Consider the following 15,901-nt stretch of genomic DNA (forward strand, 5'->3'; position numbering starts at 1 on the left):
ATTTTACGATTGGTGAGTCGCTGTCGAAATCTAGCTTCCGAACTGTTCGGAAATGCCGATGGTGTCGGCTTTTCAATAGACCTCTCTAACTGTTGCTTGTGTGGGTTAAGATAGAATCATGTATTTAAATATATTAGAATTAAATTAATATACGCGAACATATTATTCCTCAGATACATTTATAAACTACAATTAAATATACTGGAATATGTTCGACCGTAGAGAATTTGAGGGATATTGGTGGACCCCAGAGTCAGAAGATCGAAAAGTTCCGGGGACGCTTGAGTATGACCCGGACACAGGGATAACGCTGCGACTACTTAGTACACTAAAAAAAGAAGGAAACATACCCAAGTCAGATTCCACTGCTACCCGTTACGATCGGATATTGGGAAAGACAACAGAAGAAGAAAATATTACATTAATTGACTGTCCTCTCTCAAAGACATCGGGAATTGGTGGGGCAAAGACAGAACAGTATATCGCTAACGAGCTACTAATCGGTCACTGCTTCACAGATTCCATAGAATTTTCTCGCATACAGATAAAATCCGATCTCATTGATGCTTGGGCAGAGCGGCCAGCTACGTCATTTGACAGTTCAGTTTTAGAGAGAGCTGATGGTAAGGGACCAGTAAAAGGACAAGTAGGGGATACATTCGAAATTAAAGGGGAAACGCTTGAAACACTTGACGCAGAAGTTGAGATAGGGACTGTCAAACTAAAAAATAACATTACTACTAATCTTCGTCGGCGTGGTGGCGGTGAAATAACCGATAAGTGTTTTTTTGAGATCGTCTTTCAATCGGGCGCTGAACCCTATGAGGTCTCATTAGACTATGTGAAGAAAATTGAAGACTTTGTCACATTAGCATTAGGAGAAGAATGTTGGGCCGAGCAATTGATTGGTATTGGGACTGATGGCGATACAGAAATTGAGATTCTTTACCCACCGCAAGAAACTCCAAAAGAGGCCTCAAAAATCCATCCATACAAAACCAATTTTATACTTCCTGATATTTCTGATAATTACGAATCAGTCATACAGAACTGGTTTGATATTTCGAACAGATATTCCCAGTCTCTGAATCTATACTTTTCCACCCGATATAATAATAGGATGTATGTTAATAACGAGTTCTTTTCTCTTGTACAGTCCATCGAGGTATATCACAGACGGAACGAGAACTTTGATGGGATATATGTAGACCCAGAGGAGTTCGAGGATTATTATGACGAATTATGTGAGACAGTCCGATCTGATTTCGATAATAGTTTCAGCCAGCATCTAAAGAAGGGAAGCTTCAAATATGCTAATGAGTACTCGCTGGCGAAACGTATGGACGAACTTGTTCAAAGAGTTACTGAAGACTTTGAGGAACTCCCTCTGGAATTTGAATCAAATATTCGACCAATCGTAAACGCGCGGAATAATCTAACACATGAAGGTGATGCTGGTGTATCTACTGCCAAATTATTTGATTTTTCACAGGTACTCAAGGCATTACTTGAGTCTCTAATATTAATAGATATTGGAATAAATAAAGATCAAATTCAAGATCGTCTTAGTCAAAGGTATGAGAATCTAATTTGAGGTACAGAATTCGGCACGGGCACGGTGGGATTCGAACCCACGACCATCGGATTAGAAGTCCGACGCTCTATCCGGGCTGAGCTACGTGCCCTCATCAACTCCTGATCCCCCCAGTCTAAAAAACGCCCGCGGTTCGCGCCGCCCGCGGGCCAACAGCAGACCTAAGTCCGCGAGCGGAGTATCCGCCGGTAATGAACGTTATCGGAACCGTCGGCCTCCCCGGCAGCGGGAAGGGGGAGGCGGCGAACGTGGCCGAAGCGGCCGGCATCCCCGTCGTCGTCATGGGCGACGTGGTCCGCGCCGAGTGTCGCCGCCGCGGCCTCGATCCGGCGAAACACCACGGTCGGATGGCCGGCACGCTCCGCGAGGAGGAGGGCGACGACGCCATCGCCGCGCGGACGCTCCCCCGGATTCGGGAGGCCGCCGCCGAGAGCGAGCGCGACGAGACCGTCCTCGTGGACGGCCTCCGCTCGACCGTCGAGCTCGAACGCTTCCGCGAGGCGTTCGGCGACGACTTCACCCTCGTCGCGATCCGCGCGCCGTTCGAGCTGCGCGCCGAGCGGCTGGGCGAGCGCGGCCGCGACGACTCCGACGCCGACATGGCCGCGCTCCGCGAGCGCGACGAACGCGAGGTCGAGCTCGGCCTCGGCGAGACCTTAGAGCTGGCCGACGTCGAGATCGACAACACCGACAGCCTCGCGGCGTTCCGCGAGCGCGTCCGCGCGGTGCTGGGCGTCGGGGACGCGGAGTCGGACCCCTCCGACGGCGAGGCCGGCGGGCACCCCGACGACGCCGACCCCGAGGCGTCCGAGGCCGGAGGTGACGGCGCGTGATCTACAGCGTCGACGTCCGGATCGAGACGCCGGTCAACGACACGGAGGTGACCGACCGGGTCGCGGACGCGGTCGAGAACGTCTTCCCCGACGCCGAGCCGGTCCACGAGGACGGGCGGCTCGTCTCCGAGACGCACAGCCTCGACGCCTTCTCCGACGTGCTTCACGAACAGGAGATCCTCGACACCGCGCGGCGCGTGTTCCGGCAGAACAGGACGGAGGAGGGGTTCGCGTTCTCCCTAAAGAAGCAGGCGGCGTTCGAGGGCGTCGTCAACTTCGCGGTCGGCGAGCCGGACGAGCTCGGCGAGATCGACGTCGACGTGCGCGTCCGCGAGCCCGACGTCGAGTCGTTCATCGACTACGTCGCGCCCGAGACCGACGAGGGGCAGCCGGTCGACCCCGTCCGCGAGTACGGCGACCGCTTCGACCCCGAGGACGAGGCGTACTGAGGCGTCAGACGGCGCGAGCGGGTTCTTCGCTTCAGTTACTCAACGCCGACGAGCCCGCCCCGCCGATCGCCCCGAAGACGGCCGGGTAGACGGCGCCGGCGAGCAGGACGGCGGTGACGATGTCCGGAGCCACGCTCCCGTTGCCGACCGCGTACCGGAAGAGGAAGGCGCCGACGACCGCGAGGGGGAGGTAGCCGGCCGCGACGAGCGCCCCCGAGCGGGCGCCGGCGAGGGGACTGTCCGCGCCGGCGACTCGACCGGCGACGAGGCCGGCGACGAGCAGGAGGACCGGCGGAACGAGGAGCAGGTACCCCGCGCCCTCGGCCTGCATGAGGAGGTTCCGCGACGACGTGCCGCCGAACACCGCGGGGGACACGGTCTCGACGAAGTGCGCGTTGTAGAACAGCCAGCCCGACACCTGCCACGTCGAGATGGGGTCGCCGCCGAACAGCTCGGCGAGGAAGTTGAGCCCCGACAGCCCCTCCTCGATCCGGCCGCTCTGCGTGAGGTAGACGGACAGGTAGCCGACGAGGTACGCGGCGGCGCCGGCGACCGCGCCGCCGACCGCCTCTCTGGCGATGCTCGGATCCGAACCGGTCGTCGCGGTCGTTCCGCCGGACGGTGACGAGGACATGCGCTCGGTGTCGTTTCGGGCGCGGTAAGTGTTTGTTGGGTCGGGACCACAGCCGTAATTCATCCGGAAAGAGCCTCGAAAATGGCGTTATCGACCGAATCGGCCGCTCCGATCAGGCGGTCGCCTCCCGCCACTCGGCCTGCGAGATCGAGTAGCGGACCTCGTCGTGGACGCTCCCGTCCGGGAAGGCGAGCGCGTTGCGGAGGCGGCCCTCTCGCCGCCCGCCGAGGCGGTCGACGTACTTCTCGATCGCGCGCCGCGACTGCTCGTTGTCCGGGTGGTGGCTCACGGCGACGACGTCTAAGTCGAGGTCGCCGAACGCCACCTCGACGAGCGCGGCGGCGCGCTCGCCGGAGTAGCCGCGCCCCCAGAACCGCTTGCGGAGCCACGTGCCGAGGACCGCCGTGCGCTTCTCCCAGTCGACCTCGAAGCCGCCGAAGCCGGCGAGCTCGCCGGCGCCGTCTTCGCCCTCGCGGGGACGGATCACGTACGACGCCGCCTCGCCCTCCTCGAAGCGCTCGCGGCCGCGTTCGAGGAACTCCAGCGTCTCCTTTTTCGTCTCGTGGGGGTCCCACGCGAGGTGCTCGGTCACCTCGTCGATGCCGGAGTCCGACGAGCAGATACGGTAACACTCGTCGAGGTCGACGTGCTTCGGGCGTCTGGCTTCCAGCCGGAGTCGATCCGTCTCGATCGTCTCGGGGAACATACCGACGCCGACGGCGGCGAACGGATAAACTCCACCGGCGGCCTGCGACTCTTTATCATGGCTTTGTTGAGACCCCATTCTTCAGACACATTCTCGCCTGAAACGGCTGGTCGCTGAAGTGTGCTTCTCGATCGGTTGCGGGAGCGAGTATCGCAGATCGGCGGCGGTAATTCGGTATTTAAATGATCGTGAGCGACGCCGACGATGATTTATAAATGGCAGGCGGTGGCGCGTGCCTGCGAGGCCGCTTTGCGGCCGAGCAGCACCGCGCGAGGGACGCGGTGAGCGCTCGGAGAGCGCGAACCGCGAGGCTGGGGAGGTGTGAGGCGCTGTGCTGGGCGGTGCGGGGTGGGACTCAAAGGGGCAGTCGTCGAGGCAGGCGGAGGCGAAGTAAGCACCGCAGGAACGAGCAACGCGAGTGACGAGGAGCACAGCGAGCGTCCGCCCGCCTCGACGGCTGGGGCTTTGGAGGTCGTCATCCCAGCCTCAACCAATTATAAACAGCCGACGCCAACACCGAGATTCAGCTTATAAAATCCTCACTCACGACGTACTACACGTACTCCCGAAATCGCTCACCGCCACCTCCGTATTGAACGAATCAAGCCAAAATATTCTGAGTATTTCGACAGGGCACTATCACGGGCCGATCGTCGTCATACGTGGAGGGCGCCGGGAGCCCGGCGGCGCCGAACCGCTCACCCGATCACGCCGACCGTCTGTAGCTCCTCGCGGATCGCGTCGCGTTTCACTAAGGCGAAGCCGACGCAGATGATCAGGAAGCCGGCGACCGTCGTCGCGGTGATCCCCTCGTCGAGGAGGAGCCACCCGACGGCGGCGGCGAACACCGGCGCGACGTAGGAGACGAGGTTGATCTCGATCGGGCCGAGCCGGTCGAGCAGGTCGAAGTAGACCAGGAAGCCGATCCCGCTCGCGACGACCGAGAGGTAGCCTAAGGCGAGCAGCGACTCCGCCGTCCACACTGCCCCGGCGATCGACTCGCCGAGCGCGAGCGAGACCAGGTGGGTGAGCCCGGCGCCGAGCAGCATCGACCACGCCTCCATCGTTTCGATGGCGATGTCGGCCTCGGAGGCCCGCGAGAGGACGGAGCCGAGCGCGAACGAGGCGGCCGCGAGCAGCACGAGCAGCTTCGCGCCCGCGCCGCCGCCGGTCAGGTTCGCGGGGTCGGGGTTCGCGAGGACGACCGCGCCGACGAGCCCGATCGCCAGCCCGAGCGCCCCGACCGCGGTCAGCCGCTCCGCGGGCAGGAAGGCGCGCGCGAACACCGTCGTCAGGAGCGGCGAGAGGCTGACGATGACGGCGGCGACGGCGCTCGTCACCGCCGGGTCGGTCTCGCCGACGAACAGGAACGAGTGGTACGCGGCGATGATGAACACGGCGCCGGAGAGGACTTCCAACCACGCGTCGCGGCCGCGGGGGATCGGGTCGTCGACCGCGTACGCGGCGTACGCGAGCATGACGACCCCGGCCACGTCGAACCGGAAGGCCGCGAACAGCACCGGCGGGAAGTACGCTAACCCCGCCTTGATCGCGACGAACGCCGAGCCCCAGACGGCGGCGAGGACCAGGAACAGCGAGAGGTTTCTGAGACGACTCACGTCCGCCCTCTCCCCGCGGCGCGCCAAAAGGTTCCGGAAACGGTCGCGTTCGCTGGATTCGCCCGGGAGGGAGAGGCGGGCGGGGACCGCTACCGGACTCGGTACCCGTCGGCGTCGCGGGCGACGACGCCCACGTCGGAGAGCCGGCCGAGCGCGCTCTCGACCGTCGACTCCCGGGCGCCGACCTCGTCGGCGACCGCCGCGGGGGTGCCGTCGGTCTCGACCACCGCGGCGATGACGGCCGCGAAGAAGCGGCTGTCGGCCTGCCCGCCCAGCCGCTCGTCGATCTCGGCGAGCGCGTCCTCGACACGGCCCTGGACCCACCGCTGGGCGAGCGAGAGCTCGCGGTCGAGGTCCTGGAGGCGCGCGAACTCTTGGGCGAGCTCCGCGAGGTCACCCGTCGCGCCCGAGCCGTCGGGGGCCTCGATCGAGAGGTGGGGACAGCGTCCCGACATGTCGAGGCTGTTCTTCGCCGGGTAGGCGCTCTTCGCGCCGAAGCCGTACGGCGAGACGCTCACCTCCAAGCGGAGGCTGCGCGCGATCCGAAAGTACTTCCGCCGCTGGTCGTCCGTCGTCGACTCGACGAGACCGGCCTCCTCGAGCTTCCGCAGGTGGTCGATCACCGCCTTCGGGCTCACGTCCAGGTACTCCGAGATCTCCGTGACGTAACAGGGTTTGGTGGCGAGAAGCCGGAGGATTCGCCGCCGGTTCTCGTTGCCGAGGAGATCGAGCAGTACCGCGGAGTCCATTAACGTGTGGTTAGCGTTCAGCGGATAAAAGGTTGGCTTCCGGCGACGGACGCGTCGAGCGGAGATCGAAGGACGGGACGGCGGGCGGAGCGGTTCGTTCGTGCTCGCTTTCGCCCGCCGCTGAGGCGGTCGCCCCCGAGCAGGTGCGGCTCGCTCGCTCGACCGACTCACGCTGCGACGTATCTCGATACCGCCGCGGCGGCCCAAATACTGATTACCGTGACGGCGCACCCTTACGGAGGGAATGCCCGAGAAACAGCCGCGTCCCGAATGGAACCTCTCCGAGCGGGACACGATCATCTTACAGGAACTCGCGCGCGACCCGCAGCTCACCTCCCGCAGGCTCCGGGACCTCCTCGACGAGGAGCACGACATCGACGTCTCTCACGTCACCGTCAACGAGTCGATCCGGCGGATGCGCGAGGACGGGGTGTTCCGGGAGGCGCTCGTCCCCAACGAGGAACACCTCTTCTTCTCGCTTTTCGAGTTCCAGTTCAACCCCGAGGGGTTCGAAGAGAACTGGCGAGACGCGCTCGAACACGTCCGGTCGAGCCGCCACACGTTCATGTACTTCCTCTCCGACGGCGACTACCAGTGGAAGACCATCATGATGTTCAAGGACCGCGAACAGGAGTCGAAGTGGATCCACGAGTTCTACAAGGAGTACGGCGAGCTCATCACCAACCTCCGTAACTCCGTCGTGACGAACGTCCTCAAGTTCGGGACCGACCCCGAACTGTTCGAGGTCTTTCAGGAAGAGGACGGCGACGAGGAGTGACCGCCAGCGTCGGTCACCGACTCAGTCGAACTCGCCGAACCGCGTGACGGCCTCTAACTCCTCCGTCGGCGGGTCCTCGAACGCGTCTCTCGCGATCGACCGCCGGTGGACCTCGTCGGCGCCGTCGACGATCCGGAACTGCCGGACGTTCTCGTGGAAGCGCGCGATCGGCAGGTCGTAGGCGATCCCGTTGCCGCCGCAGAACTGGAGGGCGTCGTCGATCGCCTCCTGCGTCACGTTCGCCGCGAACGTCTTCGCCATCGCCACCTCGATCCGCGCCTCGTGGCCGTCGGCGATCCGGCCGGCCGCGTGCCGCACCATCGTGCGGGCGGCGTGGAGCTCGGTCCGGCGGTCGGCGATCCGGAACCGCGGGCCCTGCTTCTCCGAGAGCGGCTCGCCGAACCCCTCCCGCTCGGAGAGGTAGGCGGTCGCGATGTCGAGCGCGCGGTCGGCCATCCCGGCGTACCGCATACAGTGGGTGAGCCGGGCCGGCCCGAGCCGCCGCTGAACGAGAGTGAACCCCTCGTTCTCCTCGCCCAGCGTGTTCTCCACGGGCACCCGGACGTTGTCGAACCGGATCTCGGCGTGCGTCGTCCCCACCAGCCCCTCGCCGAGGTGCGGGATGTTCCGGACGATCTCGACGCCGTCGGCGTCGGCGGGCACGAGGATGACCGAACAGCCCGCGTACGGGTGCGCCTCCTGGTCGGTGCGCGCGAACGTCAGGAACACGTCGGCGTCGAGGCCGCCCGTCGTCCACCACTTGTGGCCGTCGATGACCCACTCGTCGCCGTCCTTCTCGGCGGTCGTCCCCAGCATCTTCGGGTCCGACCCTCCGCCCCCCATCGGCTCGGTCATCGCGAACCCGGAGTCGATCTCGCCGGCCGCCAGCGGGCGGAGCCAGCGCTCCTTCTGCTCTTCGGTGGCCGCGATCTCGAGGGTGTGCATGTTCCCCTCGTCCGGCGCCGCACACCGGAGCGCGGTCGGGCCGAGCAGGCTCCGTCCCGCCTCCTCGAACACGGGCAGCATCTCGCGGAAGCCGAGCCCGAGCCCGCCGTACTCCTCGTCGACCTGCGGGGCGTAGATGCCCTCGTCGCGCGCGGCGTCGCGCAGCGCCTCGATCTCCGCCGGCGGGAGCGGCCCCCGACCGAGCCACTCGCGCTCGACCGGGAGCACCGTCTCCTCGACGAACTCCCTGACGGCCTCGGCGACCTCCGGTCCGCGTCCGATGTCGTCGTACTCCATACCGGCCCTTATTTAGCAATGTAAATAGTGGTTCCGGCTATTCTCCCAAAATTCTATATTACGCGAAACTGATCCCCCATGTACCGAAAAATAGATTTACAATGTTAGTCGAATATGCGACAATCGATAAAAGCCGTTCGGGCACAGATCGTCCGGCTGCCGTCGCCTCCGGCCCGCATCGAACGGGGGGAGACCGGCCGTGACCGACGCCGATTACCTCGACAGGCTGGTCGACGACGACGCGCTCGGGGCGTACCTCACGGCGGAGTTCGGGCCGGCCGACACGTTCGCCGTCGAGCGACACGCGGAGGGGCACTCGAACGAGACGCTGTTCGTCACGTGGGGCGACCGCGAGCTGGTCATCCGGCGGCCGCCGCCCGGCGAGACGGCCGACACGGCCCACGACGTGCTCCGCGAGTACCGCGTCGTCGACGCGCTCTCCGACACCGGCGTCCCGGTTCCGTCGACGCTGCGCGCCTGTGACGACGCCGCGGTGCTCGGGAGCGACTTCTACGTCATGGAGCGCGCCGACGGCGACGTGCTGCGCGACGCCGAGCCGACGCGGTTCGCCGACCCGGCCGCGCGCGAACGCGTCGGGGCCGAACTCGTCGACACGCTCGCGGCGATCCACGCGGTGGACTACGAGGCGGTCGGGCTCGGCGAGTTCGGTCGCCCGGAGGGGTACACGGCCCGGCAGGTCGAGCGCTGGACGAACCAGCTCGACTGGGCCTTCGGGACGACGGAGTCGGTCAGGGAGGTGCCGGACCTGGTCGCCGTCGGCGAGTGGCTCGCCGACAACGTCCCCGACGACCACCCGGAGACGCTCGTCCACGGCGACTTCAAGCTCGACAACGTGATGTACGGCCCCGGGACGCCGCCGGCGGTCGTGGCCGTCTTCGACTGGGAGCTGTCGACGCTCGGCGACCCCCTCGCCGACCTCGGCTGGCTGCTGCTGTTCTGGTACGACGAGGGCGACCCCGACCCGGCGATGCCCGACCTGATGTCGACGTTCACCGCCCGCGAGGGGTACCCGACCCGCGCGGAACTGATCGACCGATACGAGTCGGCGACGGGCCGCGAGTTCGCCCACGAGCGGTTCTACCGCGCGCTCGCGGCGTACAAGATGGCCGCGCTCGGCGAGATGTTCCTCGCGCGGCACCTGAACGACGACAGCGACGACCCGCTGTACCCGAAGATGGAGACGCAGGTCCCCGAGCTCGCGGCGCGGACGCTCGCGTACGTCGAGGGCGAGACCGAGCGGCTGTAGGCCCGCCGTCGGGCCGCGGGGATCGACTTACCGCGCCGTCCAGCCGCCGTCCGCGGCGAGCGTCTCGCCGGTGACGAAGCTCGCCGCGTCGCTCGCGAGGAAGACGACCGGGCCGGCTATCTCCGTCGGCTCGGCGAAGCGGTCGAGCGGCGTCCGGTCCAGGATCGATTCTCGGAGCCGCTCGTTCTCTTGGAGCGTCTCCGTGAGTTCGGTCGCGACGTACCCGGGCGCGACCGCGTTCACCCGCACGTCCGGCGCCCAGTCCATCGCCGCGCTCTTCGTCAGCCCGACGAGCCCGTGCTTCGACGCGACGTACGGGTGCTGTTTCGGGAGGCCGACCTCGCCCGCCACGCTGGCGACGTTGACGACGCTGCCCTCCGCCTCCCGCAGGTGCGGGCCGGCGGCCCGGAGGGTGCGGAACGAGCCTCGTAGGTTCACGTCGAGCACGCCGTCGACCGCGTCCGACTCGATCTCGGTCGGGTCGCCGAGCGCGTCCCCCGGGTTGAACCCGGCGTTGTTGACGAGGACGTCGAGCGAGCCGAACGCCTCGACGGTCTCCTCGACCAGCGCCGCCACGTCGGCGTCGTCGGTCACGTCGGCGGTAATCGCCCGCGCCTCGACGCCCATGTCGCGGGCCTCGTCGGCGACGGCCTCGACCTCCGCGGCCGTCCGCGCCGAGGGGACGACCGTCGCCCCCGCCGCGGCCAGCCCGAGGGTCACGGCGCGGCCGATCCCGCGCCCGCCCCCGGTGACGACGGCGACCTTCCCCGAGAGGTCCGGGAGGGCGTCGGCCGGCGTCAGCTCGGCGGCGTCCGCCCCGTTTCCGCCGCTCGACGGCGCGTCGTCGTCGCTCATTCGCCACCTCCGTCGCCCGGCGCGTACGGGAGCGCCGGCTCCTCGACGGTCTCCCGGAGCGTCTTCTTGTCGAACTTCCCGGTCGCGGTCTTCGGGATCTCCTCGCGGAACCGGACGTCGTCCGGGAGCCACCAGCGCGGGAACTCTTCTTCGAGGAACGCCCGGATCCCCTCCACGTCGAGCTCGCGGCCCGCCTTCGGCACGACGAACGCCAGCGGCCGCTCCTGCCAGCGCTCGTGCGGCGCCGCGATCACGACCGCCTCGGCGACGTCGTCGTGCGCCATCAGGGCGTTCTCCAACTCGATGCTGGAGATCCACTCGCCGCCGGACTTGATCACGTCCTTGGCGCGGTCGACGACCTCGACGTACCCGTCCTCGTCGACGGTGGCGATGTCGCCGGTGCGGAGCCACCGAGCGCCGCCGTCCTCGGCCGCGACGAAGTCCGTCTCGTTGGCCTCCGGGCGGTTGTAGTACTCCCCGACGACCGTGGGCCCCCGGACGAGCAGTTCGCCGAACGCCTCCCCGTCCCAGGCGATCGGCTCGCCGTCGTCACCGACGACCCGCATCTCCAGCCCGGGCGAGAGCAGCCCCTGTTTCGCCCGCTTGTCGAGTTCCGCCTCGCGGTCGCCGTCCGCGGTCCCCGAGGTCGGCCGCGAGACCGACCCGATGCTCATCGTCTCGGTCATCCCCCACGCGTGTTCGATCGTCACGTCGTGTTCGTCCTCGTACCGGCGCATCACCTCCCGCGGCGCGGCGCTCCCGCCGACGACGATGCGTTCGAGCGAGGAGAGGTCGCCGCCGTGCTCGTCCAAGTGGTCGAGCACGTCGATCCAGACCGTCGGGACGCCCGCGGTGAGCGTGACGCCCTCCTCCTCGATCAGCTCGACGAGGTCCGCGGGGTCCGGGGACGGCCCCGGGTACACCTGCTTCGCGCCCGCCATCGTCACGGCGTACGGGAACTCCCACGAGTTCACGTGGAACATGGGGACGACCGGCATCACCACGTCGTCCTCGGCGATGTCGAGCGCGGCGGGCGTCATCACCATCATCGCGTGGGCGTAGATCATCTTGTGGGTGTACTCGACCCCCTTCGGCTTCCCCGTCGTCCCGGAGGTGTAACACATCCCGGCGGGGTCGTCCTCGGAGAGCGAGGGCCACGATTCCATCGGGTCGGCGTCCGCGATCAGCTCCTCGAACGACGACAGCGGCAGGTCCGCCTCCGTCTCGGGGACCGCGTCGTCCATGACGACGACCTCGCGGACGCCGTCGATCCGGTCCCACAGGCGGTCGAGGGTCGCCACGGCGTCGCGGTCGGCGATCAGCACGTCGTCCGCGGCGTCGTTAATGATGTACTCGACGTTGTCGTCCTGTAACAGGAGATTCACCGTGTGGAGCTGCGCGCCGGAGAGGGGTACGGCGTAGTACGCCTCCAAGTGTCGGTGCGTGTTCCACCCGAGCGTCCCGACGCGGTCGCCGGGCTCGACGCCGAGGTCGGCGAGCGCGGCCGCGAGCCGCCGGACGCGGTCGCCGAAGTCGGCGTAGGTGTAGCGGTCGACCCCGTCGTGGGTGCGGGAGACGACCTCCGTCTCCGGGAACAGCCGCGTCGCCCGCCAGCAGAACGGGCGGAGGGTGAGCTCCTCAGGCATCGGCGGTCCCCACGGAGAGGTACGTCTCGAGGAGGTCCTCGCGGTCCCGGATCTCCGCGACGGTACCGTCGAAGACGATCTCGCCGGTGTCCATGATGTACCCCCGCTCGGCGAGGTCGAACGCGAACTCGACGTTCTGTTCGGTCAGCAGGACGGTGACGTTCTGGTCGACGACCGTCTGGACGATCTCTCGCAGGTCGTCGACGATCACCGGCGCGAGCCCCTCGGTCGGCTCGTCGAGGAGCAGCACGTCTGGCGCCTGGACGAGCGCGCGGGCGACCGACACCATCTGCTGTTCGCCGCCGCTGAGGTTCCGCCCGTTGCTGCCGCGGAGGTCGTCGAGCGCCGGGAACAGCTCGTACATCTCCTCGACCGGCCGCGGGTCGCTCGCCAAGTTGTGCGCGAGCCGGAGGTTCTCCTGGACGGTCAGGGTGGGGAACACCCGGCGGTCCTCCGGCACGAGCGAGATCCCGAGCGCGTTGATCGCGTCGGACGACAGCCCCGCTATCTCCTCGCCGCGGTACGTGATCGACCCCGAGCGCGGCGGCGACGCGCCGACGATCGAGCGCATCGTCGTCGTCTTCCCGGCGCCGTTGCGCCCGAGCAGCGTCACCACTTCGCCCTCGTCGATCTCCAGTGAGACCCCGTGGAGCACGTGGCTGTTCCCGTAGTACGTGTCGATGTCGTCGACCGTGAGTATCGTCATACGCTATCACTCCCCAGGTACGCCTCGGTCACCCGTTCGTCCGTGAGCACGTCCTCCGGCGCCCCGTCCGCGAGGATCGACCCCTCGGCGAGCACGACGATCCGGTCGGAGATATCGGTGACGACGTCCATGTTGTGTTCCGTCACGACGAACGTGGCGTCTAAGTCCTCGTCGAGGTCGCGGATCAGCGAGACGATCTCCGTGACCTCCGTCGGGTTCATCCCAGCGGTCGGTTCGTCCATCAGGAACACGTTCGGCTCGATGGCGAGCGCTAAGGCGATCTCGACGGTCCGCTTCTCGCCGTGGCTCAGCGTGTCGCAGGGCGTGTCCGCGATGTCGGTGAGCCCGGTGAGCTCCAACAGCTCCTCGACGTCGGCCTCGACCGACTCGTCGCCCGTCGCCCGCGACCGGAAGTCGAGCCGGGAGCCATCGTGGCTGATCCGGGCGACCCGCACGTTCTCGCGGACGGTGAGCCCCTCGAAGATATTCGTTATCTGGTACGACCGCGAGAGCCCAGCCTGCGCCACCTCGTGCGGCTCCGCGTCGGTGACGTCGGCGAGCTCGCCTCCCTCTCCGCTCCGGAGCCAGATCGACCCCGACGTGGGTTCGAGCACGCCGGTCAGTAGGTTGTAGAACGTCGTTTTTCCGGCCCCGTTCGGGCCGATGATGCTGGTGATCTTGTCGTCGTCGATCTCGATGGAGACGTCGTCGACGGCGGTCAGTTGGCCGAACTGTTTGCGGAGATCTTCGGTCTTGAGGACGGTCGTCACGAGTTATCACCTCTGTCAGCGCGCACGTTGTCGTCGCCCGATTCGGCTCCGTCGTCCGCCGCAGTCGACGCCTGCCCGTCGTCGAGGGCACCGCCGCCCCCGCCGCCGCCGTCCCCGAACAGTCGGTCGCGGAGAAGCAGGAGGCCGCCGACGGCGCCCTGCTTGAAGAACAGCACGACGGCGATGAGCAGCGCGCCGAAGAACAGCTCCCAGTACGCTTCGAGCGCCGGGAAGCGGCTGATCGCCCACCGGATGTACAGGAAGATGAACGCGCCGACGATCGGGCCGTAGAAGTAAGTCGCGCCGCCGATCACGGTCGCGATGACGGCGATCGCGCTCGTCGACCAGTGCGTGAGCCCGGGCGACGCGACGCTCGCGAGCCCCGCGCGCAACACGCCGGCGATTCCGACGACCGCCGCCGAGACGATGAACGTCATCCAGCGGTGGTGGCCGACGTCGATCCCGAGCGCGGCCGCGCGGTCGGGGCTCTCGCGGATCGCCTTACAGACGGTCCCGAACGGCGAGTTGACGACGCGCCACACCCCGTACACCGCCGCGACCACGGTGACGGCCGAGATGGCGTAGTAGATCCGACGGCCGCCGATCCGGAGGCTGAAGCCGCCGAGGTCGACCGTCCCGAGCAGGACGATCACCCCGTCGGTCCCGTTCGTCAGCCCCGCCGGGTCCTGGATGATGAGCGAGTAGCCCAACATCCCGAACGCGAGCGTGATCAGCGCGAAGTAGATCTCCTCTAACCGGACGCTGAGCCACCCGACGGGCACGGCCACGAGAACGACGAGCACGAGGCCGACGACGCCGCCGAGGACGAACGTGACGAGCGGCGAGATCCCGGCGCCGACGACGTCGGCGATCACCGGGCCGAGGTCCCGCAACACGATCGCGATCCCGTACGCGCCGCCCGCGTAGAACAGGCCGTGACCGAACGAGAGCAGGCCCGTGTAGCCGTACAGCAGGTTGAAGCCGAGCGCGAACAGCGCGACGACGAGGAAGTCGGTGAACAGGTACACCTGGAACGGCGGCGCGAAGGCGACGAGGACCAGCGCGACGGCCCCGAGGAGGCCGAACCGCTCGCGGGTCCACCCCTCGGCGACCGCCGAGCCGAACCGGCTGACCCGGCCGCCCGTGTCGGTCGCGCTCATTCGCCGATCCCCCCGAACAGGCCCTCGGGACGGATCAGCAACACGATCACCATCGCGAGGAAGGGGATCGCGATGCTGCCGGCGCTGATGAACTGCGGGCCGAGGCTCTGCATCATGCCGATGAGCATCGCGCCGACGAAGGCCCCGCTCATGGAGCCGAGTCCGCCGATGACCACGACGATGAACGCGTCGATGATCACCTGGTCGCCGAGCGCCGGACTGGTCGACTGGAGCGGCGCCGAGAGCGCGCCGCCGAGCCCGGCCAACACGCTCCCGAGGAAGAAGACCCCGGTGTAGAGCCGCGGCACGTCGACGCCGAGCATGGCCGCCATCTCGCGGTCAGAGGAGGTCCCCCGGACCAGCGAGCCGAAGTACGTCCGCGTGATGAACAGCCACAGCGCGACCAGCACGCCGACGGCCAGGCCGATGACGACCAGCCGGTACGCGTTGAACGTGCTCCCGCCGAGCGCCACGGAGAAGTTGAACACGTCCGGCGGGTCGATCGAGTACGACCCCGACCCCCAGACGAACCGGACCGTCTCGTGGATCACGAGCACGAACCCGAACGTGACGATGAGCTGGTCGAGGTCCGAGTCGACCCGGTCGTACAGCCGGCGGATCGCCGAGAACTCGATCGCGGCGCCGACGACCCCGACGGCGAGCGCGCCGACCACGACGGCGATCCAGAAGTTGTCGACGACGTTCGAGACGACGGCGAGGGTGAAGTACGCGCCGAGCATGTAGAACCCGCCGTGCGCGAAGTTGAGCACGCCGAGCACGCCGAATATGAGGCTCAGACCGACGGCGATCAGGAAGAGCCGACTCCCGAGGCTCAGCCCGATGACGACGTCGGCGATACCGATCAGTGGAACGAGTGATGTGAGACTCATGGA

At 66.3% G+C, this 15,901-nt stretch carries 16 protein-coding genes and 1 tRNA gene; 5 read left to right on the forward strand and 12 right to left on the reverse strand.

Translation table 11 applies throughout. The features are described 5' to 3' along the window. Positions 1 to 208 precede the first annotated feature (208 nt). Positions 209 to 1,594, forward strand: a complete 1,386-nt coding sequence (locus DVK07_RS22070) for a HEPN domain-containing protein (RefSeq protein WP_147441089.1) — start codon at positions 209 to 211, stop codon at positions 1,592 to 1,594. 16 nt (positions 1,595 to 1,610) lie between these two features. On the opposite strand, the gene DVK07_RS09230 is transcribed toward DVK07_RS22070, so the two are convergent. Then, positions 1,611 to 1,685 (reverse strand) — tRNA-Arg (locus DVK07_RS09230). 100 nt (positions 1,686 to 1,785) lie between these two features. Between DVK07_RS09230 and DVK07_RS09235 the strand changes: the two genes are divergently transcribed. Together DVK07_RS09235 and DVK07_RS09240 are read left to right on the forward strand one after the other, a co-directional pair. Next, the gene (locus DVK07_RS09235; protein WP_121596781.1) at positions 1,786 to 2,427 is read left to right on the forward strand and encodes an AAA family ATPase; all 642 of its coding nucleotides are present in this window, start codon (positions 1,786 to 1,788) and stop codon (positions 2,425 to 2,427) included. Continuing rightward, positions 2,424 to 2,876 (forward strand): RNA-binding domain-containing protein, encoded by a 453-nt coding sequence (locus DVK07_RS09240; RefSeq protein WP_121596782.1) that lies wholly within the window; start codon positions 2,424 to 2,426, stop codon positions 2,874 to 2,876. Before DVK07_RS09235 ends, DVK07_RS09240 begins: the two co-directional genes overlap by 4 nt. Before the next feature lie 31 nt (positions 2,877 to 2,907). On the opposite strand, the gene DVK07_RS09245 is transcribed toward DVK07_RS09240, so the two are convergent. From DVK07_RS09245 to DVK07_RS09260, 4 genes are all read right to left on the reverse strand, one after another. Further along, positions 2,908 to 3,510, reverse strand: a complete 603-nt coding sequence (locus tag DVK07_RS09245; RefSeq protein ID WP_121596783.1) for a transporter — start codon at positions 3,508 to 3,510, stop codon at positions 2,908 to 2,910. 112 nt (positions 3,511 to 3,622) lie between these two features. After that, complete coding sequence (locus DVK07_RS09250; protein ID WP_121596784.1) at positions 3,623 to 4,216, reverse strand: GNAT family N-acetyltransferase; 594 nt, start codon at positions 4,214 to 4,216, stop codon at positions 3,623 to 3,625. A 698-nt stretch (positions 4,217 to 4,914) separates the two neighbouring features. Next, positions 4,915 to 5,835 carry a DMT family transporter gene (locus tag DVK07_RS09255; protein ID WP_121596785.1) on the reverse strand — a complete coding sequence of 307 codons (921 nt, stop codon included), beginning with the start codon at positions 5,833 to 5,835 and terminating at the stop codon, positions 4,915 to 4,917. 89 nt (positions 5,836 to 5,924) lie between these two features. Continuing rightward, a complete protein-coding gene (locus DVK07_RS09260) occupies positions 5,925 to 6,584 on the reverse strand; it encodes an ArsR family transcriptional regulator (RefSeq protein ID WP_121596786.1) in 660 nt (219 codons plus the stop codon). Between the two features lie 244 nt (positions 6,585 to 6,828). On the opposite strand from DVK07_RS09260, the gene DVK07_RS09265 reads away from it, so the two are divergent. After that, positions 6,829 to 7,362 (forward strand): winged helix-turn-helix domain-containing protein, encoded by a 534-nt coding sequence (locus tag DVK07_RS09265; protein ID WP_121596787.1) that lies wholly within the window; start codon positions 6,829 to 6,831, stop codon positions 7,360 to 7,362. A 21-nt stretch (positions 7,363 to 7,383) separates the two neighbouring features. Here DVK07_RS09265 and DVK07_RS09270 read toward each other — a convergent pair whose 3' ends face one another. Next, positions 7,384 to 8,604 carry an acyl-CoA dehydrogenase family protein gene (locus DVK07_RS09270; protein ID WP_121596788.1) on the reverse strand — a complete coding sequence of 407 codons (1,221 nt, stop codon included), beginning with the start codon at positions 8,602 to 8,604 and terminating at the stop codon, positions 7,384 to 7,386. 199 nt (positions 8,605 to 8,803) lie between these two features. Between DVK07_RS09270 and DVK07_RS09275 the strand changes: the two genes are divergently transcribed. Then, the gene (locus DVK07_RS09275) at positions 8,804 to 9,871 is read left to right on the forward strand and encodes a phosphotransferase family protein (protein ID WP_121596789.1); all 1,068 of its coding nucleotides are present in this window, start codon (positions 8,804 to 8,806) and stop codon (positions 9,869 to 9,871) included. 27 nt (positions 9,872 to 9,898) lie between these two features. Here the strand turns inward: DVK07_RS09275 and DVK07_RS09280 are convergent, their stop codons facing one another. The 6 genes from DVK07_RS09280 to DVK07_RS09305 are packed head-to-tail and all read right to left on the reverse strand — an operon-like array spanning position 9,899 to position 15,898. After that, positions 9,899 to 10,726: an SDR family NAD(P)-dependent oxidoreductase gene (locus DVK07_RS09280; protein ID WP_121596790.1), complete on the reverse strand. Its 828-nt coding sequence runs from the start codon at positions 10,724 to 10,726 to the stop codon at positions 9,899 to 9,901. Continuing rightward, entirely contained in the window at positions 10,723 to 12,372 is a 1,650-nt protein-coding gene (locus DVK07_RS09285) for a long-chain fatty acid--CoA ligase (RefSeq protein WP_121596791.1), read from the reverse strand. Before DVK07_RS09285 ends, DVK07_RS09280 begins: the two co-directional genes overlap by 4 nt. Further along, a complete protein-coding gene (locus DVK07_RS09290; RefSeq protein ID WP_121596792.1) occupies positions 12,365 to 13,078 on the reverse strand; it encodes an ABC transporter ATP-binding protein in 714 nt (237 codons plus the stop codon). Before DVK07_RS09290 ends, DVK07_RS09285 begins: the two co-directional genes overlap by 8 nt. After that, positions 13,075 to 13,848, reverse strand: a complete 774-nt coding sequence (locus tag DVK07_RS09295) for an ABC transporter ATP-binding protein (protein ID WP_121596793.1) — start codon at positions 13,846 to 13,848, stop codon at positions 13,075 to 13,077. Before DVK07_RS09295 ends, DVK07_RS09290 begins: the two co-directional genes overlap by 4 nt. Continuing rightward, positions 13,845 to 15,008 carry a branched-chain amino acid ABC transporter permease gene (locus DVK07_RS09300; protein WP_121596794.1) on the reverse strand — a complete coding sequence of 388 codons (1,164 nt, stop codon included), beginning with the start codon at positions 15,006 to 15,008 and terminating at the stop codon, positions 13,845 to 13,847. The genes DVK07_RS09295 and DVK07_RS09300 overlap by 4 nt, the downstream gene beginning before the upstream one ends. Then, on the reverse strand, positions 15,005 to 15,898 hold the full coding sequence (locus DVK07_RS09305) for a branched-chain amino acid ABC transporter permease (protein ID WP_121596795.1): 894 nt from the start codon (positions 15,896 to 15,898) through the stop codon (positions 15,005 to 15,007). Before DVK07_RS09305 ends, DVK07_RS09300 begins: the two co-directional genes overlap by 4 nt. Between the last annotated feature and the right edge of the window lie 3 nt (positions 15,899 to 15,901).

The sequence above is a fragment of the Halorubrum sp. Atlit-26R genome (genome assembly GCF_003666015.1).
Taxonomy (GTDB): Archaea; Halobacteriota; Halobacteria; order Halobacteriales; family Haloferacaceae; genus Halorubrum.

Bases quoted from the DNA above. Each gene is read 5' to 3' on its own strand.
- DVK07_RS22070 (WP_147441089.1), top strand. From the start codon at position 209: ATGTTCGACCGTAGAGAATTTGAGGGATATTGGTGGACCCCAGAGTCA.
- DVK07_RS09235 (WP_121596781.1), top strand. From the start codon at position 1,786: ATGAACGTTATCGGAACCGTCGGCCTCCCCGGCAGCGGGAAGGGGGAG.
- DVK07_RS09245 (WP_121596783.1), bottom strand. From the start codon at position 3,510: ATGTCCTCGTCACCGTCCGGCGGAACGACCGCGACGACCGGTTCGGAT.
- DVK07_RS09250 (WP_121596784.1), bottom strand. From the start codon at position 4,216: ATGTTCCCCGAGACGATCGAGACGGATCGACTCCGGCTGGAAGCCAGA.
- DVK07_RS09260 (WP_121596786.1), bottom strand. From the start codon at position 6,584: ATGGACTCCGCGGTACTGCTCGATCTCCTCGGCAACGAGAACCGGCGG.
- DVK07_RS09265 (WP_121596787.1), top strand. From the start codon at position 6,829: ATGCCCGAGAAACAGCCGCGTCCCGAATGGAACCTCTCCGAGCGGGAC.
- DVK07_RS09270 (WP_121596788.1), bottom strand. From the start codon at position 8,604: ATGGAGTACGACGACATCGGACGCGGACCGGAGGTCGCCGAGGCCGTC.
- DVK07_RS09280 (WP_121596790.1), bottom strand. From the start codon at position 10,726: ATGAGCGACGACGACGCGCCGTCGAGCGGCGGAAACGGGGCGGACGCC.
- DVK07_RS09285 (WP_121596791.1), bottom strand. From the start codon at position 12,372: ATGCCTGAGGAGCTCACCCTCCGCCCGTTCTGCTGGCGGGCGACGCGG.
- DVK07_RS09290 (WP_121596792.1), bottom strand. From the start codon at position 13,078: ATGACGATACTCACGGTCGACGACATCGACACGTACTACGGGAACAGC.
- DVK07_RS09300 (WP_121596794.1), bottom strand. From the start codon at position 15,008: ATGAGCGCGACCGACACGGGCGGCCGGGTCAGCCGGTTCGGCTCGGCG.
- DVK07_RS09305 (WP_121596795.1), bottom strand. From the start codon at position 15,898: ATGAGTCTCACATCACTCGTTCCACTGATCGGTATCGCCGACGTCGTC.